The organism is Pseudoalteromonas sp. Ld20 (assembly GCF_045064175.1).
GTDB classification, from domain to species: domain Bacteria; phylum Pseudomonadota; class Gammaproteobacteria; order Enterobacterales; family Alteromonadaceae; genus Pseudoalteromonas; species Pseudoalteromonas neustonica.
On record NZ_JBISHB010000040.1, the window covers coordinates 14,735 to 34,081 of the forward strand.

Below are 19,347 nucleotides of genomic sequence, written 5' to 3' on the forward strand. Positions count from 1 at the left end.
CCCAACAAACCAACAACATCCCAAGCCGTATACATTTACAATGCTCAACCAGTAATGACGGATGACGCCTTCGGCTTATCCAACCTACATGAGTGAGATAAAAACGTAGGTTGGTTAAGTGACGGAGTCACGCCACCCAACATTGACACGATGTACGGCCGTTACATTCATTAAAACGTCCTTTTGTTGTTCATCTTTTAAGATGGAAGCTATAGCTCACCAGCAAAGGCTTTTTGGCTGAGTGAGTTAAACAATTCGCTATTCAAATTGGAAGAATCATCATAATTTAATTTGGAGGCTAAATACCTTTTACAAACATTCTCATATTCATTTTGAAGTTCAATAGTTGGAACGATAATTTCAAACGATTTTACATCGTTCTGATTGATACTTGATTGATTCACCGCATCTTTTGAACAAGTCGCAATTTGCATTTTAATATTTGGCATTTGTAATTGTTGCACTAGGAATCTAGAATTTAGCTTTGTTTCATCAACTTTAAAGTTCATCATATTAGATTCAAATACGGTTGACTCTTCAAGATGTTGAGCAAAGCCACACTTTCCTAAGTACTCTTTGCTATTTACTCGGTTAATGACAATACTTCTTTCTGAAAGACCAAATTTATCCATTTCAGCATCAGTAACCTTTACACGCTTTAATTTTGATTGGTCAGAAAGTACACCATCATAAAACCCATCAATTCTTAATATCCTCGCTCCACTTCCATAGTCGCTTGCAGGTTTATAAAGCCCATTAGTTGGGCCTTTGATTATGAGTTCACCAAGCTTATTAACTTCCCATCCCTTTGGGTTAGTGACAGGATCGCCGAACATGTCTAGGAATACGCTGCGTAGGAATTCGTCGGCGAGTTGGATGGCTTGTTGGCGTTTGCGGCGGATGGTGTCGGCTTTATCTAAAATCGCGGCAATACGCTTTTGCTCTTCCAGTGGGGGAAGTGGGATTTCCTGCCTCGAAATAGTTTGGTGCCCTAAGTGCTTTTGAATTCCACCTTTCATCTGTTTTTGCAAAAGACTTTGAAACACATTTGATGACAACATCATGTACAAGTAATCACGATCAACTGAGTTATTATCAAAAGAAATTTTGAAAAGGTTATTACTTAATATTCCATCTTTTCCTTTAAATACTCGGCCTGGACTACCAGTATTTGCCATAACTAAGTCATTAGAAGTTACTTTCTTGTGATCGAATTCATCATCTACAAAACTTAATTTTTTCTCACTCATAAAATCAGCAATGTACAAATACCTATAGCCCCCCTGGTAAGGTTCTGCTTTAGTATTAGCTTTTGTGATTTGTACTCCTTGAGTAGTTGTACAAATATCACCTAGTTTTACCAACGACCAACTCACAGCATCGCCTCCAGCTCTTTTAGGTCTGCCAATATTTCATTTTCCAACGACACCAACTTACCAAGTATTTCTTTTGGCGGATCGTAGCTTTCTTCCTCGTATACCACTTCTTTATAGCGGTTGATTGAAAGGTCGTATTTATTGCTGGCTATTTCATCTTTACTTACCCAAAAGGCTTTCTGAGTTTTGTCATTTTTATCACTTGTCGCGGTTGCTTTATCACGGGTTTTAAATTCGCTAATTAAGCTTGGTAAATCGTTGGCTTTTATTGGCGTGCGTTTGTCATCTAGGCTAAAACCGTCGGCTTGTACGTCGTAAAACCATACATGATCAGTGCTGCCACCTTTGGTGAATATCAGTATGGCGGTTGAAACACCAGCATAGGGTTTAAACACACCACTTGGTAGTGAAATTACGGCTTCTAGCTGATTGTTATCCACCAGCATTTGGCGCAGTTGTACGTGCGCTTTTGATGAGCCAAATAATACGCCGTCAGGCACGATAGTGGCAGATTGCCCGCCTATTTTTAACATGCGCTCTATAAGGGCAACAAATAGCAGCTCGGTTTTTTTAGTTTTTACTTTGCGTAATAACTCGGGGCATACGTCTTCTTCGTCTAGGCTGCCTTTAAATGGCGGGTTGGCGAGTATTATGTCAAAGCCTTCTTTTGCTTTTTGCGGGTAGTGCTCTTTAAAGTTTTGGCTTAGGGTATCTTGATAATGAATGCCTGGTTGTTTAATGCCGTGCATTACTAGGTTCATGGCGGCTACGCGTAGCATGGTGGCGTCAAAGTCAAAGCCGTTGAACATGTGAGCATCTATGTGGCTGCGCTGCTCTGGGGTTATTAAATCGCCTGAGTAAAGACAATTTTCAAGCGGTTTACCGTTATCATCAAGCTGTATATTGCCATTTACGTCAAGCACAGGTTCGCGCTCTATGCCCTCGGCTGATGTGTATTTTTGTAATAGGTATTCGTAACTTACCGACAAAAAGCCACCAGTGCCGGTTGATGGGTCGCATATTTGGCTGGTTACATCTGGATCCATCATTTCGACCATGGCGCGTATAATATGGCGCGGGGTTCTAAATTGGCCGTTAATGCCTGCGGTAGTAAGTTTGCTAAGCAAGTATTCGTACAAATCGCCTTTGGTGTCTGAGTTTTCAAGCGGTAGGTCGTTTACCATTTCAACGGCTTTTACCAATAAGCTTTGCTTTTGAATCATTAATTGCGCGTCTTTCATAAACTCATTAAATACCGCGCCTTCAGGCGATACGTCGTCTGAGGTTTTTGAAAAAAACGGAAACAGCTCATCTTTAACCAGTTTGTATAACTCTTCGGCCCCTAAATGGCGCAGGTTTTGCCAACGAAGGTGTTGCTCGGCGTCGCTAAAGCGGCGGTTAAACGGCTGCTTAGTGCGTGCGCTGCGTTTTTCGTCGGCTTGCTCGTTCATGTCGAGCATACGGGCGTACATTAAAAAAGTAATTTGCTCTACTACGGTTAGCGGGTTAGTGATGCCGCCTGTCCAAAATTCTTCCCATAGTTTGTCGATTTTACTTTTTAAAGGTCCGGTGATCATTTCTTTTCCTATTGACGGGCTAAAGCCCGACCTACATCTAAATTGTTGGGCTGATTAATCCGTACTTAATAAATTTTCGATTAAGCGAATAATGGTGTCTTTTTCTTTTGGGTTTGACTCTGCTACTAATAAGGTAATAGCCGCTAACCCTGTATCGTTTATTACTGGTTGATAATACTCGTTTAGCAGGCGTTGATTACGATTTAAAAAATCGACAAACAAAAACGCTGCGGTGCGTTTGTTGCCATCACTAAACGGATGGTTTTTCACCACAAAGTACAATAAATGCGCGGCTTTACTTTCTATGCTTGGGTAGGCGGGTTCACCGAATACGGTTTGCTCTAACGCCCCCCAAATAGCTGCTAAACCATCATCGCGCTCTTGTGCAAATAGCTTGGTGGCTTCACCTTTGATTATAAGGTTTTGCTTAAGCTGAGCAATCGCGGCTTTTGCATCATTAAGTGGTGTAAGTGCGCCGCCTAACTCCCCTTTTGGTGAATTAAGTAACCCCTCGTCGTACTTTTGTAGCCATAAAAAAGTTTGCGTGTAACTGGCAATTATATCTACAAGCCCTGCACCAAACTCACTGTTTTGTGGCACAACAGCAATACGTTTAACGAGTTGTAATGCGTTATCTAGCTCTGTTGCGTTTTGTGCTAATCGCTCTTGGTTTAAGCTGTAGCCTTTTAATAAATGCTGCTTTAATGTTTTAGTCGCCCATTGGCGAAAGCGTGTTGCTTGGGTTGAGTTAACGCGGTAGCCCACAGATATTATTGCATCAAGGTTGTAGTGTTTTAATTTACGTTTTACTTGGCGTTTACCCTCTTGGCGAACTACCGAGTAATCCTCGGTAGTTGCGTTTTCATCAAGTTCACCTGATTGATATATGTTTTTTAGGTGTAAACTAATATTATCAGTGGACGTATTAAATAACTGGGCCAATTGTAGTTGAGATAACCAAAGACTCTCGTGTTGTAAAGCAACAGCTAGCTGTAAACTACCATCTTCGTTTTGGTAAATCTCCAACTCATTACTCATTTACAGCCTCACTTCTTTATCTACCGTTTGGTTTTTATCACCCAATTGTACATCAAACTGCTTAATAAATTGCTCTATTACGTCTGCTTGTTGCTCGCTAAATACGCCATCGAGCCCCATGTCGTGTATTTGTGTAAAAGGTGCATCGTAAAGCTGGGCTATTTCAATAGAGCCATGGCGAATTAGGTGGTTTTTTAACATACCAATAAAGCGCTGTTGCTTGGCATTTACATGGGTGTGTATTTGCTGCACAAAGGTAGTAAAGCTCTGCTCTATGGCGTTTTTGTTCATGCCGACTATGGTACGCAATATTTTGTCTAAGCTAGCGGTTGATTCGGGAAAAAACTCTTTTAATGTATTTAAATCAACACTTGGGTTTTGCGTATGCACTAACGAGCTTAATTGCGCTAAGTCGGCTTCGGTTACTTGTTCGCCGTTGCGGATTTTTTTAAGCACGCTGTCGGTTTCAAATAACGGGGGGAGTGTTTTTTCAACCTCTTGGCGGTATATTTGATAATCAATAGAGACTATTTTTGTAAGCCTATCAGCTTCGTGTATTTGGTTGGTGTCTTCTTTTATATCAAGCACAAAATCACTTGTTGGTGGCTTCACGCTTTTATTACGCAGGTGAATAATACTGCGTAAATTTATACGGCTTTGCTCAAGCGCTGCATGGGTTAAATACTGCCAATACTGCTGTGTTTGTATTTCTTCTATTGCGGGTGCTTTGCTACGCACTTCGTTTAGGTGCATTTGAAGCGATTCAACCTTGTTCATTATACTTTGTTTAGCTAAATCAATTTGGTTTGCATCGGTAAATATTAGTGTTTGGATAGTGGTTAGCTCAGAATCAAATTTATAGGCTTCACTTTGCCCCATTATGTTACGCCATTGCATAAGTGGCGCTACTTTTTCGAGTAAGTCGCTTACCGTTTGCGGTGCAAATTGATTAAGACGTTTTAGGTCTTTATAAGTTTCGACCACTTGCCAGTTGTCGCGCACCGATATTGATTCCATTGGCAATAAACAAATATCGTCGTGAATTAATTTAATTGTTTGATCAAACACATCCAAATTGGCTTTTTTGAGGGCCGTTTGGGCAAGGGTTACCCGCGCTTCAAATAACTTTTGTAATAACGATTTTGCTTGTTTTACATCATCTTCTTCTGGGTTTTCGTCAAAGTATTCAAAGTTTGCCCAGTGATCGAATATTAAGAAGTGAGTTTTGTGCTGCCCTGGGCCGTATAGGTTTTCGCATAAGCGTGTGCCACGGCCAATCATTTGCCAAAACTTTACTTTTGATTTTATAGGTTTTGCAAATACCAGGTTTACGCATTCAGGTACGTCTATGCCGGTGTCGAGCATATCGACCGACACTGCTATACGCATGCTGTTTTCGTCGCTTGATTTAAAGTCGTCTATTAACTCTTCGGCCCGTTCGTACTTTGAGTGAATAACGCGGCAAAAATTAGCACCATGCTGCGGGTAAAGCTCACTAAATAACTGCGCCATTAATTCGGCGTGGGCTATGTTACGGGCAAATATAATAGTTTTGCCTGGGAGCTGGCCGTCTTTATCGCGCAGGCCTTTTTCCATTAAATTACGTAGTATTAGCCTGTTGGTGTCTTTATTTTTAATGGCTTCGTCTATTTGTTTTGCGTCGAAGTCAAGCTCGTTCGGATCAATGCCTTGCTCTTCTAATTGGGCTATTTGCTCATCGGTTAGGCTGTCTTTTTTAATGCCTTCGCGCAAAAACTGAGTGGTGTAACTTACAATTTTGTAAGGCACTAAGTTGCCTTGCTCTATCGCGTCTTCAAGTGGGTAGTTAGCTGTGGGTAGTTTGTAGTCGCAACCAAACAAATCACACGTTGAGCGCGATACCATTTCTACCGGTGTGGCAGTTAAGCCCACTTCTAATGCATCAAAGTATTTAAAAATATCGCCATAAATATTGTAAATTGAACGGTGCGATTCGTCGGCTACTATTAGGTCAAAATAGCCTACGTCGTACTTGTTCATTATGCGTAGCATACCTGGGTACGTTGCTATAAACACCCGCGCACTGGCAGCTGTGTTTTTAGCGCTTTTACCTACAATGTGGACTGGCTCTTTGGTGAATTCGGTAAAGGCGTTACCCGCTTGTTTACGTAGCTCTTTTCGGTCACATAAAAACAGTACGCGCTTAGCCCAACCAGCATCAAGCAGCCGCTTGGCAAGGGCAATAGATACGCGTGTTTTACCTGTGCCGGTTGCTTGCACAATAAGCGCTTTGCGGTGTTTATCGCTAAAACGCTCACATACACGAGTTATGGTTTCCATTTGATACAAACGCCCTGCTACCGCGGTATCTATTGGCGTGGTGTTTAGCTCTTTTTTAAGCATGCGCTGCTTTATTAAGTACTGCAGGGAATCTTTTGAGTAGTAACCGTATAAACCACGGCTGTTATAACCTTGCGCATCATCAAGAATTTTTATATCCCAGCCGTTTGAATAAAAAATAACGGGGCGTTGACCAAATTGCTTTTCAAGTGCGTTAGCGTAAAGCGTTGCTTGCTGACGGCCTTTTTCAATATTTTCGCGGGTGCGTTTGGCTTCTATTACCGCAAGTGGCTTGCCGTCGTCATCCCATAATACGTAATCAACATAACCTACGCCTGTAGTTGTAGGTTGTTCTGTTACTTTTACTTCTTTGCCAACGTCATCTGTTGATTCATCATCAAGTGCTACATGCCAACCTGCATTACGTAAATCTAAGTCGATAATGCGTTTACGGGTTTCATCTTCGTTAAAGTTAAAACTTGAGTTAACAATTTGCTCATTTCGGGTTTTAACCTGAGTCAGCTTTTCTAAATCAATAGTTTGTTTTAGTTTTGCTGCTTGCTGCTGCGCTTGTTTTTGCGCAAGCTCTGCGGCTTCTAATTCGTCAAGTGCGCGCTTTAAACGGGCTTGGTTCTCGGCTAATTGTTTGGTGAGTTGCTTGTTCTTTTTTGCAAACTGGGCATCACTTTGATTTGTAGGCTGTGTTTGCTCAGGCGCTTTAAACTCTGGGCATTCTTGTTGCGTGCCATTGGCATACGCCATAAATAAGTACGAGGCTACAAAGTAGCTTTCTTTTAATATCCAAATAGCTTGTTGTTGATCAACTTTGCCTTCATGCGCTGCTTGGTTGCCGCTTTTACGTATGGCATGGAGCTTATCGGTAATTAAACGCGGGACTGCGCTGGTAAAGTCGTCGGCGGTAAGTTTATCGAAAATATTAGAAGTGGGTAAAACAGGTAAACTAAGTTCTTTATATAAGTAGCCTACTACTTTTTCGGCAAAGCAACGTAATTTGACCAATGAGCTTTGTGGATCGCTAATCGCATACTCTTCTGCAAAAGCGGCTAACTGGTGTAGCTCTGGCCACTTAGATTGAATGTGTTCAAAGTTCATTGATTGCTTCATTCCTGATTACTTCCTTATCAACTAATTTACCATGCATTATTATTTTTATGCGTTTGCAAGCTTGCGAATATTAAGCCGCTATATTTATTTTTATATTATGTGTTGTTGCACTTAACCAGTAGCTTGTTTCAAAGCTTTGGTTATTAGAGTCAATCACTATTTTTTTAGCAAGCTCGTTTGGTAACACCTTATTTATTTTACTCTTTATGCGGCTGCAAGTTTGCTGCACAAAGGTTTTTTCCATTACCTTTAAATTACTGTGTAAACCGTCTCTAAAATCTTCGGGCTCTACGCCAAACGTATCACGGAATATACGTAAATCACTGCTGTTTTGTTGTAATAGCGTTAAGTACTCTATGCTGTGTTTTGTACACTCTTCAAATTTTCGCCCCACAATAAGCTTTTTATGTTCACTTTGGCTGTATTGGTGTAACCATAAATAAAAGGCGGTTTCTTTTGCGGTAAGTTTAATTTCGATTCCCGCAAAGGTGAGCGTTTTTGCTTTTGCGTTTACTTCAAGAGTTAAATCTTTTTTATGGGCTGAATTTAAGCTTGCTACTGTTTGACTAAATGACGCACTTTGCATATTTGCAATGAGGGTCTCGTCAATTGATTGGCGCATGCGCACAAACGGGATTTCAGCAAGTGTAACCTTTGCATTAATGCAGTTAACTTGTGTGCCATTTTTGCCATTAATAATATGGTCATAAGGTGTTGGGTAATAAAAATCTCTGACAAATTCAAACTCGTCGTTTACAAACACATGGCTTAGTGAATCTTGCTCACGGCCTAACAATGACATGGCATAACCTAAATAGAACGCCATTGTTTTACGCCCACCAGCTATAGATGCATGAATGCTAACATCGTTTTTATTGGTGAGTTCAAACACTTTACGAGTAATAAAGTCGGCCATGTAAGTTTGTTCTATTTCAGATTTAGCATCATTAATAGGTTGGCCTTTATCGTCTTCTATAAGCCATATGTTTTCATCGGGGAGTTTAATATTCGGAAGTTGGTAGTCTGCAATTAGTTTAGCTAAATAACCTTGCTCAAATAATCCATCGGTGAGCATAGCCTTGGTGCTTTTTGTTGTAATAACAAAAATTTCGTCAGGCAATTGTTTGCCATGTTCGTGAATCGCAAAGAGTGTTTCGGTTAAAACTTGGGGGCTAGCACCCGTAACTATAAGTAATATATGCTTCATCAACTGTCCTTTTGTATGAGTTAAACGCATATTACCCTAAAAGCCAACATGAATAAAACTAGATGAGTTAAGTTGACTTTTAATTAGTTGTTTTGTATTAGTTATTATATAAATTCAGCTTTGCTTAACCCTCAGGTAGTGTATTAGCGTTATTTCTTTCTAGCTTTTTTAGCTTGTTTTTTTGCTACTTTTTGTTTTTTACGATTGGGCTGTTTAAAAGTGCTTATATGACCAACGATTGAGTTATCTCGTATTAAAGCTTTTCCTATCGGCAATTTTAAAAACTGTATCGCTTTTTCACAACCTTGGTTTGCTGACTCTTTAATTAACGTTTTTAGCATAAAGCTACTCTTTACGTGACCACTACCTGCCAATTCGTCTCTAATTTGCATAGCCAAATCAAATTTTAATTGAGGCTGACTTTGTTTACATGTCCCTAATTTTATAGCAAGACAACCCATTTCAATGGCTAACTTTCGATGATTTGAATGGTTTTTTAGTATATTGAATAAACGTGTTTGATAGTGAATCGTTAGCGGTAAATTTTTGTACGCTTTAATTAATGCATTAACACATTCTTTTTTGGGTTGTTTCCCCCAATAACCAAAATAATCACAAAATGCTTTTAAGTAGTGTGAACCAGGAGCTTGTGTGGCTTGCGCTGTAATTAACGCCGTACGAGCTCGTTTTTTTGCCAAATCGTTTTCTTTATCTATTAGCCATAATTCGAGTTTATTTGCAGCATAGACAGTAAATGAGTTGATCTCTTTATACTTTATACCTTGTTCAACCCAATAATTATATTTACTAATATCTGATTTGTAATATTTTTTTTGTAAGGCGACAATGGCTTGATGATAGCCACGCTTGGCGGATTCTTCAGCTAGTGTCCATGCTCTTTGCATTTCGCCTGTTGCGCTTAAAAAGTTTGCATATAAAAAATGTGATTCACCTGTTCTGCATTCTTTTATTGCTTGTTTATAGCAGTATTGTGCATTCATGGTTTGAGACTCAACTAAAAATTTATGCTCAAACGCTTGGGCATAAAGCTGCCATGTACCCAATGCTTTTAAGGTATGCGCTCTCTCTATCCAGTAGGCTAAATCAATTTTACTCAATTGATTATATGCTTTTTTATTAGATGGTTGCTGTATGATTTTTGACGTTTTTTTTATCGAGCTTAATTGAAAATATGCTTGCTTCGCTAATGCAAGGTTTGCGTCTGGATTGTCATTTAAAGCTAAACTTACATTACACACAGTGTCAACCAGAATAGGTTCTTGCCACATAACAGGTTCATTTTTTTCATTTGCTAATTGAAAACTAAGAAAGTGGGCTAATTCAAAGACCGATTTATGCACCATTTTAACCTGTGCTTTACTTACACTCACAACAGAGTTTAAAGCGCCACGATGTACTTGTGAAACATGCACGCCATGATTTGCATATTCACGGATTAAATTAAGTTCATCAATCATATAATCTGGGAGTAATAATGATTGCTTTAGTTGAGTTATTTTATGAGACAACTCACTATCTCCTGTTAATTTAATGTTTACATATTCAGCAGCTCGATAGCACCATACCTCTGCAAACAGCCGCGCTTTTAACAAGGCACAGCTATGATCTTGCGAGTAGTAGTATTCCATTTCACTTGCTAAACGAAATAACTCTGGAAAAGTGTTTGTTAAAAATTCAAAATTAGGAAAATGTGATGTATGAAATGTTTGTTGAACTGATAGCATTGTTAACCCTTATTATTTATTAGGCTTTAATATTAAAAGGTTTAATAAAATAAAAGGGGATCACAAGCTTGTGATCATTTTGTTGTTAATAAGTCGGTTATTAATCATTATTTCAGATGCTGTATTATACGTATTAAAAAAGGCCCTGTAGAGCCTTTAAAAATATAACAAATTTTAACTGTGTGGCACTCTCACTACGCCTTCCATTAATACGCGTGCGCTGCGGCTCATGCTGGCTTTAGTAACCTGCCAGTTACCATTATTGAGCGTGGCTTTTGCGCCCACTTTTAAGGTGCCTGAAGGGTGACCAAAGTTGACTTCACTTAATTGTCCGCCACCAGCGGCTATATTAACTAACGTGCCTTTAATTGCGGCGGCTGTGCCAATAGCTACGGCTGCGGTGCCCATCATGGCATGATGCAGTTTACCCATCGACATAGCACGTACTAATAAATCTATATCATTGCTGTTAATTTCTTTGCTGCTTGATGCAATATACGTGAGTGGTTTATTTACAAATGCCACTTTTGGAGTGTGCTGACGTGCTGCCGCTTCACTAATATGGCTGATCAAGCCCATTTTTACTGCACCATGAGCGCGAATGGATTCAAGCTTTGCCAGTGCTTGGTCATCATTGTTAATATCCTCTTGCAGCTCGGTGCCGGTGTAACCGATATCTGTTGCGTTGACAAAAATAGTTGGGATGCCAGCGTTGATCATAGTCGCTTTAAGTACACCAAATTCAGGTACTTCAAGCTCATCAACCACATTGCCCGTTGGGAATAACGCACCGTCACCATCGGCAGGATCCATAAATTCTAGCTTTACTTCTGCGGCAGGAAACGTCACGCCATCAAGTTCAAAATCGCCAGTCTCTTGTACTTCACTGTTAGTTATTGGCACATGGACTAAAATAGTTTTTTTAATATTCGCTTGCCAAACACGTACTATGGCAACGCCATTGTCAGGAATACGACTTTTATCAACAAGACCATTACTAATTGCAAATGCACCTACGGCTGAAGTTAAATTACCGCAATTGCCGCTGAAATCAACAAAAGGCTTATCAATAGCTACTTGGCCAAATAAGTAATCAACATCGTGATCAGGCTGCTCACTTTTGCTTAAAATTACCGTTTTACTAGTGCTTGACGTTGCCCCGCCCATACCATCGGTTTGCTTAGCATAGGGATCGGGACTGCCGATAACGCGCAGTAATAAATCATCTCGCGCAGAGCCTGCCACTTGGGCAGCCTCCGGTAAGTCTGTAAGGTTAAAAAACACACCTTTACTGGTGCCACCGCGCATATAGGTAGCTGGCACTTTAATTTGTGGTTTGAATGTCATTACTGTTCCTTATGCGCTTTGTGTTGATTCTAAAAAATCTTGCGCAAAGCGTTGTAACACACCCCCTGCGGCATAAATTGATAGCTCTTCTTGGGTGTCAATTCGGCATTTTGTTGGCACGTTGAGCACTTCGCCATCTGTGCGAGTTATGGTTAAATTAACCGTTGCACCAGGGGTTAGTTCACCTGTTACATCATAACTTTCACTGCCATCAAGTTTGAGGGTTTTACGAGTCGTGCCTGCTTTAAATTCAAGTGGTAATACGCCCATCCCTATTAAGTTAGTACGGTGAATGCGCTCAAAGCCTTCTGCAGCTATGACTTCAACACCCGCTAAGCGTACACCTTTTGCTGCCCAATCACGCGATGAACCTTGACCATAATCAGCACCTGCAACGATGATCAACGGCTGTTTACGCGCCATGTACGTTTCGATTGCTTCCCACATACGAGTAACCGTGCCTTCTGGCTCAACACGAGCGAATGAGCCTTGCTTTATCTCACCGTTTTCAATCACCATCTCGTTAAGCAATTTAGGGTTGGCAAAGGTCGCGCGCTGCGCTGTTAAGTGATCGCCACGGTGTGTTGCGTACGAGTTAAAATCTTCTTCTGGTACGCCCATATGAGTGAGATATTCACCCGCCGCGCTGCTGGCCATAATTGCATTTGATGGTGATAAATGGTCCGTTGTTATGTTATCGCCAAGCACTGCTAAAGCGCGCATCCCTTTCATAGTCCGCTCACCTGCTAATGCACCTTCCCAATAAGGTGGGCGGCGAATATACGTACTTTGTGCGCGCCAGTCGTAAAGTGGGTCGTTATCTTCACCGTAATCAACGGTTAAATTAAACATGGGCTCGTACACTTTTTTAAACTGTTCTGGTTTTACACTCTGCTTAATAACGGCATCTATTTCTTCATCTGATGGCCAAATATCTTTAAGGGTAACGTCATTACCCTGTTGATCTTGACCAAGTACATCTTTTTCAATATCAAAACGAATAGTTCCAGCAATGGCATAGGCCACCACTAACGGAGGAGACGCTAAAAACGCTTGTTTTGCATAAGGATGAATACGACCATCAAAATTACGATTACCCGAAAGTACTGCCGTGGCGTATAAATCACGGTCAATCACTTCTTGTTGAATAACCGGATCAAGCGCGCCACTCATGCCATTACACGTCGTACATGCAAAACCAACAATACCAAAACCAAGCTGCTCAAGTTCTGACAATAATTTGGCGTCTTCAAGGTATGATTGCACCGCCTTTGAACCCGGCGCGAGTGAGGTTTTAACCCACGGTTTACGACTTAAACCTTTCGCGTTTGCGTTACGGGCAATTAAACCTGCGGCAATCACGTTACGTGGATTACTGGTATTAGTACAACTGGTGATAGCTGCAATAATACAGGCACCATCGGGCATTAAACCGACTTCGTTCTCGACTACACCTGAAATACCTTTTGCAGCCAAATCACGGGTAGAAACACGGCGATGTGGATTTGAAGGACCTGCAATATTACGCCCTACACTTGATAAATCAAAGGTTAGTACACGTTCGTACTGCGCTGTTTTTAGACTATCGCTCCAAAGCCCGGTAGTTTTAGCATAATTTTCAACAAGCGCAATTTGCTCTTCTTCACGCCCTGTTAAGCGCAAATAATCAATGGTCATTTGATCGATATAAAACATCGCAGCAGTGGCACCAAATTCTGGTGTCATATTTGAAATGGTTGCACGATCGCCTAATGTTAATGCGTCAGCACCTTCGCCATAAAACTCTAAATAAGTTGATACAACGCGTTGTTCGCGTAAAAATTCGGTGATAGCAAGTACGATATCCGTTGCAGTAATACCCGGTTGGCGCTTACCAGTGAGCTCAACACCTACGATGTCTGGCAGGCGCATATAAGAGGCGCGACCAAGCATCACACTTTCAGCTTCGAGACCACCAACACCGACTGCAATTACGCCAAGTGCATCGACATGTGGTGTGTGGCTATCTGTACCAACAAGGGTATCTGGAAAAGCAATACCATCGCGGTTTTGGATCACTGGCGACATTTTTTCAAGGTTGATTTGATGCATGATGCCGTTACCCGGTGGGATCACATCAATATTTTTAAAGGCCGTTTTTGTCCAGTTAATAAAGTGAAAACGGTCATCGTTTCGTCTGTCTTCTATGGCGCGGTTTTTTTCAAATGCATCAGGATCAAAACCTGCGTGTTCCACTGCCAATGAGTGATCTACAATTAACTGTGTTGGTACGACTGGATTTACTTTCGCCGGATCGCCGCCTTTTGCTGCAATGGCATCACGCAAGCCTGCTAAATCAACCAATGCGGTTTGCCCTAAAATATCGTGACATACTACGCGTGCTGGGTACCACGGAAAATCTAAATCTTGTTTACGCTCAATCAGCTGCGACAATGCTGCGGTTAGCATGTCTGGATCACAGCGGCGCACTAAGTTCTCTGCTAATACGCGTGATGTGTAAGGCAAGGTAGCGTATGCACCTGGCTTAATGTCATCAACGGCGGTTTCGACATCAAAGTAATCTACATTACTGTTTGGTAACGGTTTTCGATATTTGGTGTTATTAATAATGGTCATAATAAAAGTTCGCTAATAGGTGACGGTGGTTGCACACGTATAGTGTGTTTAAGGAAAGTGTGAAAAAGAAGAAGCCTTAAAAACTATGTACAATTAAAATGTGCAAAAAGAAAAGGTGAGCGCTTGAACGCCCACCCTTTTGGTCTTAACGTGATTCGATTGGTGTATAACTGCGCGCATCTGGCCCAGTGTAATCGGCACTTGGGCGGATAATACGGTTGTTAGCACGTTGCTCTTTTACATGAGCAGTCCAACCAGTTACACGACTCATCACAAAAATAGGGGTAAATAACTTAGTTGGAATACCCATAAAGTGATAGGTCGATGCATGAAAAAAATCAGCGTTACAGAATAACTTTTTCTCACGCCACATGACTTCTTCACAGCGTACTGATACTGGATAAAGTACATTGTCGCCGACTTCAGCAGCTAGTTTTTCAGACCATTTTTTAATGATCACATTACGTGGATCAGACTCACGATAAATGGCATGACCAAAGCCCATGATTTTATCTTTACGCGCAAGCATGCCCATAATTTCTTGCTCTGCGTGATCGGCATCAGTAAGGCCTTCAATTAAATCCATTGCCGCTTCATTTGCGCCGCCGTGTAATGGACCGCGTAACGTACCAATTGCACCAGTTACACATGAATGAATATCAGATAGTGTTGATGCACACACACGACCGGTAAAGGTTGAGGCATTAAACTCATGCTCTGCATATAAAATCAGTGACACATTCATCACTTGTGCAAACAGTTCTGACGGTGCTTTATCGTGTAGTAGTGTTAAAAAATGTGCGCCAACTGAGTCATCATCAGTGTGTGTTTCAATGCGAACGCCATCATGGGTAAAGCGATACCAGTAGCAAATAATACTTGGGAATACGGCAACCATACGATCAATTGCATCATTTGCTTCGCTAAAATCATTTTCCATTTCAAGATTACCCAGCATAGAGCAACCTGTACGCATTACATCCATTGGGTGAGCATCTTTTGGAATGTTTTCAAGCACGGTTTTAAGTGCCGCTGGCAAACCACGTAAGCTTTTTAATTTAGCTTTATATTCAGCAAGTTCTGAAGACGTTGGCAATTCGCCACGTGAAAGTAAAAACGACACTTCTTCAAATTGCGCTTTTTCAGCCAGCTCTGCGATATCGTAACCACAATACGTTAAACCTGACCCTGTTTGTCCTACTGTGCACAATGCTGTTTGACCTGCTACTTGACCACGTAAACCTGCACCACCTAATGCTTTATCGACCATGAGTATTCTCCTAAATTTTGTTGTTCTTATAATTGGGATTATTTATTTGCTGAAAAAAGATTATCAAGGGTATTTTCATACGTGTGATAATCTAAAAAGTCATAAAGTTCAGCACGGGTTTGCATGTTTTCAATTTGGCTTTGTTGCGAGCCTTCATTTAAAATAGCAGAGTACACATTAAGCGCCGCTTTATTCATCGCTCTAAATGCACTTAGTGGGTAAAGCACCATTTGAACGCCAACATCTGATAACTGCTCTTTAGTGTAAATAGGCGTTTGACCAAATTCAGTAATATTTGCCAAAACGGGTACGTTAATCGCTTTAGAAAATGCTTGATAATCAGCAAGGTCGTGGACTGCTTCAGCAAAAATTGCATCAGCACCCGCTTCAACACAGGCGGCTGCACGGTCAATTGCGGCATTTAAGCCTTCTTTTTGGAATGCATCGGTGCGCGCCATAATGTAAAAATTGCTGTCAGTTTTTGCATCAACGGCCGCTTTAATACGGTCAACCATTTCACCTTGAGAAACAATTTCTTTATTTGGGCGATGGCCGCAACGCTTTTGCGCAACTTGGTCTTCAATATGAAAACCTGCCGCACCTGCTTTGGTCATTTCTTTGACTGTGCGTGCAATATTAAATGCCCCGCCCCAACCGGTATCAGCATCAACAAGTAGCGGTAAATCGCTTGCACCAGTAATACGACGAATATCTTCAAGTACATTATCAAGGCTGGTCATACCTAAATCTGGCATACCATATGAGGCATTGGCAACACCTGCACCTGATAAGTAAATTGCTTGGTGGCCCATTTTTTCAGCCATCATTGCTGTGTACGCGTTAATAGTTCCTACCACTTGCAGTGGGTGGTTATTCGCTATCGCCTGTTTAAACTTTGATCCTGCTGACATTGCTGTCTCCTTTGAACGGTAGCTGCTCGAGGCAGACTCTATTTTTAAATTTTAACTATGACAATTTTGCTATTAGTTATTTATTGACTGCACTTTTTTGTGCAGCCAATAAATCAAATTTGTTTTGAACATTTGCTTGCGATGCACTGATGTGGCGTTTCATTAATAGCTCAGCTAATTCACCATCGTGGCTTTCAATCGCATTAATGATTGCTAAGTGCTCATCAAACGCTTTTGATACTCGCGGGCCAACCATGCCCATTTGCACACGATACATACGAATTAGCTGATAAAGCCCATTACTCAGTAGATGAATAAGATGCTCGTTTTTACTACCTTTAATAATGCGATAATGAAAATCCAAATCACCCGCTTCTTGATAGTACGACTCGCCCTCTTTTACTCGCTGAGTGTGTAGATGTTGATTAAGTAATTGTTTTAAGCTTTGCACTTCATCTGCTGCCATATTGTCGGCAGCTAATCGACAAGCTAAGCCTTCAAGGGCACTGCGCACTTCGTATACTTCTATCAAACGCTCTGCAGTAAGGGCCACCACGCGACAACCCACATTGGCTTTGCGCTCAACTAAATAGCAACTTTCAAGGCGGTTTAATGCTTCGCGTAATGTCGCACGACTTACCCCATAGCGCTTTGCCAGTTCAGGCTCTGAGATTTTGCTGCCTTGCTCTATCGTACCTTCGACAATTTCACGACGCATATCCACAAACACTTGATCGGAAGCTGTGGTAATAGGTGTTTTGCTAAAAGCGTCTTGCGTCATTTAATACTTCTCTAAGATTGTCGACAATTAATGACTACACTATGGTCTTTTGCTGAAAATGTGTCAAGCCTAAATCACCAAAAAGAGTGTTTAAAACCGACTATTGTCGACATAAAAATAGATAACTATATTTAAAAGCTCAAAATGCAAATAAAAAACCAGTAAATGTCGACAGGAATAACAACCATAAAATTTTATTTAAGGCGACCCTCAGTGCCAGTAATAATGATAGAATACACCTTTAAAATTCTCTGTGAGCTTAGTCTTGGACGCCAATACCTATATCCCCCAGCCTTTTATAGATGACGTAAACACCTATTTACCAGCGCACCTAACACTCGATGACTTTCTCAGTGCCTGTCGCAGACCCCTGCGCAAATCTGTACGCGTTAATACTCTAAAAATGTCAGTTGAGGATTTTAAGCTGGCAGCCAAAGAAAAAGGCTGGCAATTAACGGCGATCCCATGGTGTAGCGAAGGTTTTTGGTTAGTACGCCCTGAAAAAGAAGAGCAAGCATTAGCCTTAGGGAACACTGACTTACACCTAAGTGGTGCCATGTATGTTCAAGAAGCCAGCTCAATGCTGCCACCAATGGCACTCAAAGAGTCATTAATTGATGCAACACATGTGCTTGATATGGCATCAGCCCCAGGCTCTAAAACCTCACAACTTGCCGCACTAATGAATAACCAAGGTGTTTTGGTTGCTAATGAATTGTCGTCATCTCGCTTAAAAGTACTCAGCGCGACATTAAAACGCATGGGGGTGGGCAATTGTGCACTCTCACATTTTGATGGTGCTATTTTTGGTGATTACATGTATGAGTGCTTTGATAGTATTTTGCTTGATGCTCCCTGCTCAGGTGAAGGTACCGTTCGTAAAGATGCTGATGCACTAAAAAACTGGTCCATTGAATCAAATATTGATATTGCTAAAGTACAAAAAAACTTAATTAAAAGCGCCTTTTATGCGTTAAAACCCGGCGGCACTTTAGTGTACTCAACCTGTACTTTAACACCGCTAGAAAATCAGCAAGTGTGTGACTACTTGCTAAGCGAATTTCCAGAGCTGCTAGAAGTACACCCATTAGATGATTTATTTACCGGCGCAGAGCTCGCTACAACGTCTGAGGGTTACTTACACGTTTGGCCACAAACTTTCGACAGCGAAGGTTTTTTTATTGCCAAATTTAAAAAGCTGGGTAGCTGCGATAACCCTAATCAAAAAGTTAAAAAAGGCGCTTTCCCTTTTCAACCTTATGATAAAAAAGCAGCCTTGGCATTTAATAGCGAACTTAAAAAACAATTTGCTGTGCAACCTCTTTCTGGCAGCTTAATGCAACGCGATAAAGAATTGTGGTTATTTCCTGAGGAATTTGATGCCATTGAAAATAAAATAAAATACGCTCGCTTAGGTATACACCTTGGCATGATCCACAAAAATGGGGTTCGTCTTAATCATGAATTTGCCACTGTGTTTGGCGGACAATGTTCAAAAAACGTCTATGCGCTAACTAACGAACAAGCCAATGATTACTTTCAAGGTAAAGATATTCGTTTAACTGAACCAACGAGTACATTAGGAGAAGTAATACTAACGTTGTGCGGCTGCCCAATAGGATTAGGTAAATGGCAAAAAAATAAAATCAAAAATTCATTGCCACGAGATTTAGTGCAAAATACGCAATTAATTGTTTGGTAAGAAGAAATGTTAATAACAAAAACATAAAGTTTTATTTTTTACTTTATTTTAATACAAACCATTGTTTTAAAAGCAGTATAAAAATCACTCATTTTATTGTGTCTTTTTACATATGTTAACTACACTTAATATTACTTTCTACTTCTCCCTTAATGAATTTAGAAGGTGTTCCCAAGTTAGCGCAGGCTCGTCAAGAGCCACCCCTAAGCCCAGAACAATGCAGATTCGTTCTGGGCATTTTTTATCTAAAAGCAATAAAAGCGTAAAACTTTTTTAAACATGTAGTTTTCTATTGCCTTATGTGTGCTTTGTTGTTTTTATAGGTAAAAAGCT

The 19,347-nt window shown here is 40.8% G+C and carries 12 protein-coding genes; 1 reads left to right on the forward strand and 11 read right to left on the reverse strand.

Going from position 1 to position 19,347, the window contains the following annotated elements; genetic code table 11:
* Nucleotides 1-209 precede the first annotated feature (209 nt).
* The 11 genes from ACJJVX_RS15085 to ACJJVX_RS15135 all read right to left on the reverse strand — a co-directional run bounded on the left by ACJJVX_RS15085 (nucleotide 210) and on the right by ACJJVX_RS15135 (nucleotide 17,312).
* Nucleotides 210-1,376 (reverse strand): restriction endonuclease subunit S, encoded by a 1,167-nt coding sequence (locus ACJJVX_RS15085; RefSeq protein ID WP_405632184.1) that lies wholly within the window; start codon nucleotides 1,374-1,376, stop codon nucleotides 210-212.
* A complete protein-coding gene (locus ACJJVX_RS15090) occupies nucleotides 1,373-2,953 on the reverse strand; it encodes an N-6 DNA methylase (protein ID WP_405632187.1) in 1,581 nt (526 codons plus the stop codon). The genes ACJJVX_RS15085 and ACJJVX_RS15090 overlap by 4 nt, the downstream gene beginning before the upstream one ends.
* 54 nt (nucleotides 2,954-3,007) lie before the next feature.
* On the reverse strand, nucleotides 3,008-3,991 hold the full coding sequence (rhuM, locus tag ACJJVX_RS15095; RefSeq protein WP_405632190.1) for a RhuM family protein: 984 nt from the start codon (nucleotides 3,989-3,991) through the stop codon (nucleotides 3,008-3,010).
* A complete protein-coding gene (locus ACJJVX_RS15100) occupies nucleotides 3,992-7,435 on the reverse strand; it encodes a DEAD/DEAH box helicase family protein (protein WP_405632192.1) in 3,444 nt (1,147 codons plus the stop codon). It lies immediately after the preceding gene.
* A 70-nt stretch (nucleotides 7,436-7,505) separates the two neighbouring features.
* Complete coding sequence (gene csm6, locus ACJJVX_RS15105) at nucleotides 7,506-8,642, reverse strand: CRISPR-associated ring nuclease Csm6 (RefSeq protein WP_405632194.1); 1,137 nt, start codon at nucleotides 8,640-8,642, stop codon at nucleotides 7,506-7,508.
* A 149-nt stretch (nucleotides 8,643-8,791) separates the two neighbouring features.
* Nucleotides 8,792-10,387, reverse strand: coding sequence for a hypothetical protein (locus ACJJVX_RS15110; protein ID WP_054203576.1), 1,596 nt, complete (start codon nucleotides 10,385-10,387; stop codon nucleotides 8,792-8,794).
* Nucleotides 10,388-10,561: 174 nt separating this feature from the next.
* Nucleotides 10,562-11,734: a 2-methylaconitate cis-trans isomerase PrpF gene (gene prpF / locus ACJJVX_RS15115; protein WP_405632196.1), complete on the reverse strand. Its 1,173-nt coding sequence runs from the start codon at nucleotides 11,732-11,734 to the stop codon at nucleotides 10,562-10,564.
* A 9-nt stretch (nucleotides 11,735-11,743) separates the two neighbouring features.
* Nucleotides 11,744-14,350, reverse strand: coding sequence for a Fe/S-dependent 2-methylisocitrate dehydratase AcnD (gene acnD / locus ACJJVX_RS15120; RefSeq protein WP_405632199.1), 2,607 nt, complete (start codon nucleotides 14,348-14,350; stop codon nucleotides 11,744-11,746).
* Nucleotides 14,351-14,495: 145 nt separating this feature from the next.
* Nucleotides 14,496-15,620 carry a 2-methylcitrate synthase gene (gene prpC / locus ACJJVX_RS15125; RefSeq protein WP_054203573.1) on the reverse strand — a complete coding sequence of 375 codons (1,125 nt, stop codon included), beginning with the start codon at nucleotides 15,618-15,620 and terminating at the stop codon, nucleotides 14,496-14,498.
* A gap of 38 nt (nucleotides 15,621-15,658) precedes the next feature.
* Nucleotides 15,659-16,531, reverse strand: coding sequence for a methylisocitrate lyase (gene prpB / locus ACJJVX_RS15130; protein ID WP_405632202.1), 873 nt, complete (start codon nucleotides 16,529-16,531; stop codon nucleotides 15,659-15,661).
* 76 nt (nucleotides 16,532-16,607) lie between these two features.
* Entirely contained in the window at nucleotides 16,608-17,312 is a 705-nt protein-coding gene (locus tag ACJJVX_RS15135) for a GntR family transcriptional regulator (RefSeq protein ID WP_405632205.1), read from the reverse strand.
* 265 nt (nucleotides 17,313-17,577) lie between these two features.
* Here ACJJVX_RS15135 and rsmF point away from each other — a divergent pair, with 265 nt between their 5' ends.
* Entirely contained in the window at nucleotides 17,578-19,014 is a 1,437-nt protein-coding gene (rsmF, locus tag ACJJVX_RS15140; RefSeq protein ID WP_054203570.1) for a 16S rRNA (cytosine(1407)-C(5))-methyltransferase RsmF, read from the forward strand.
* Nucleotides 19,015-19,347: the final 333 nt, after the last annotated feature.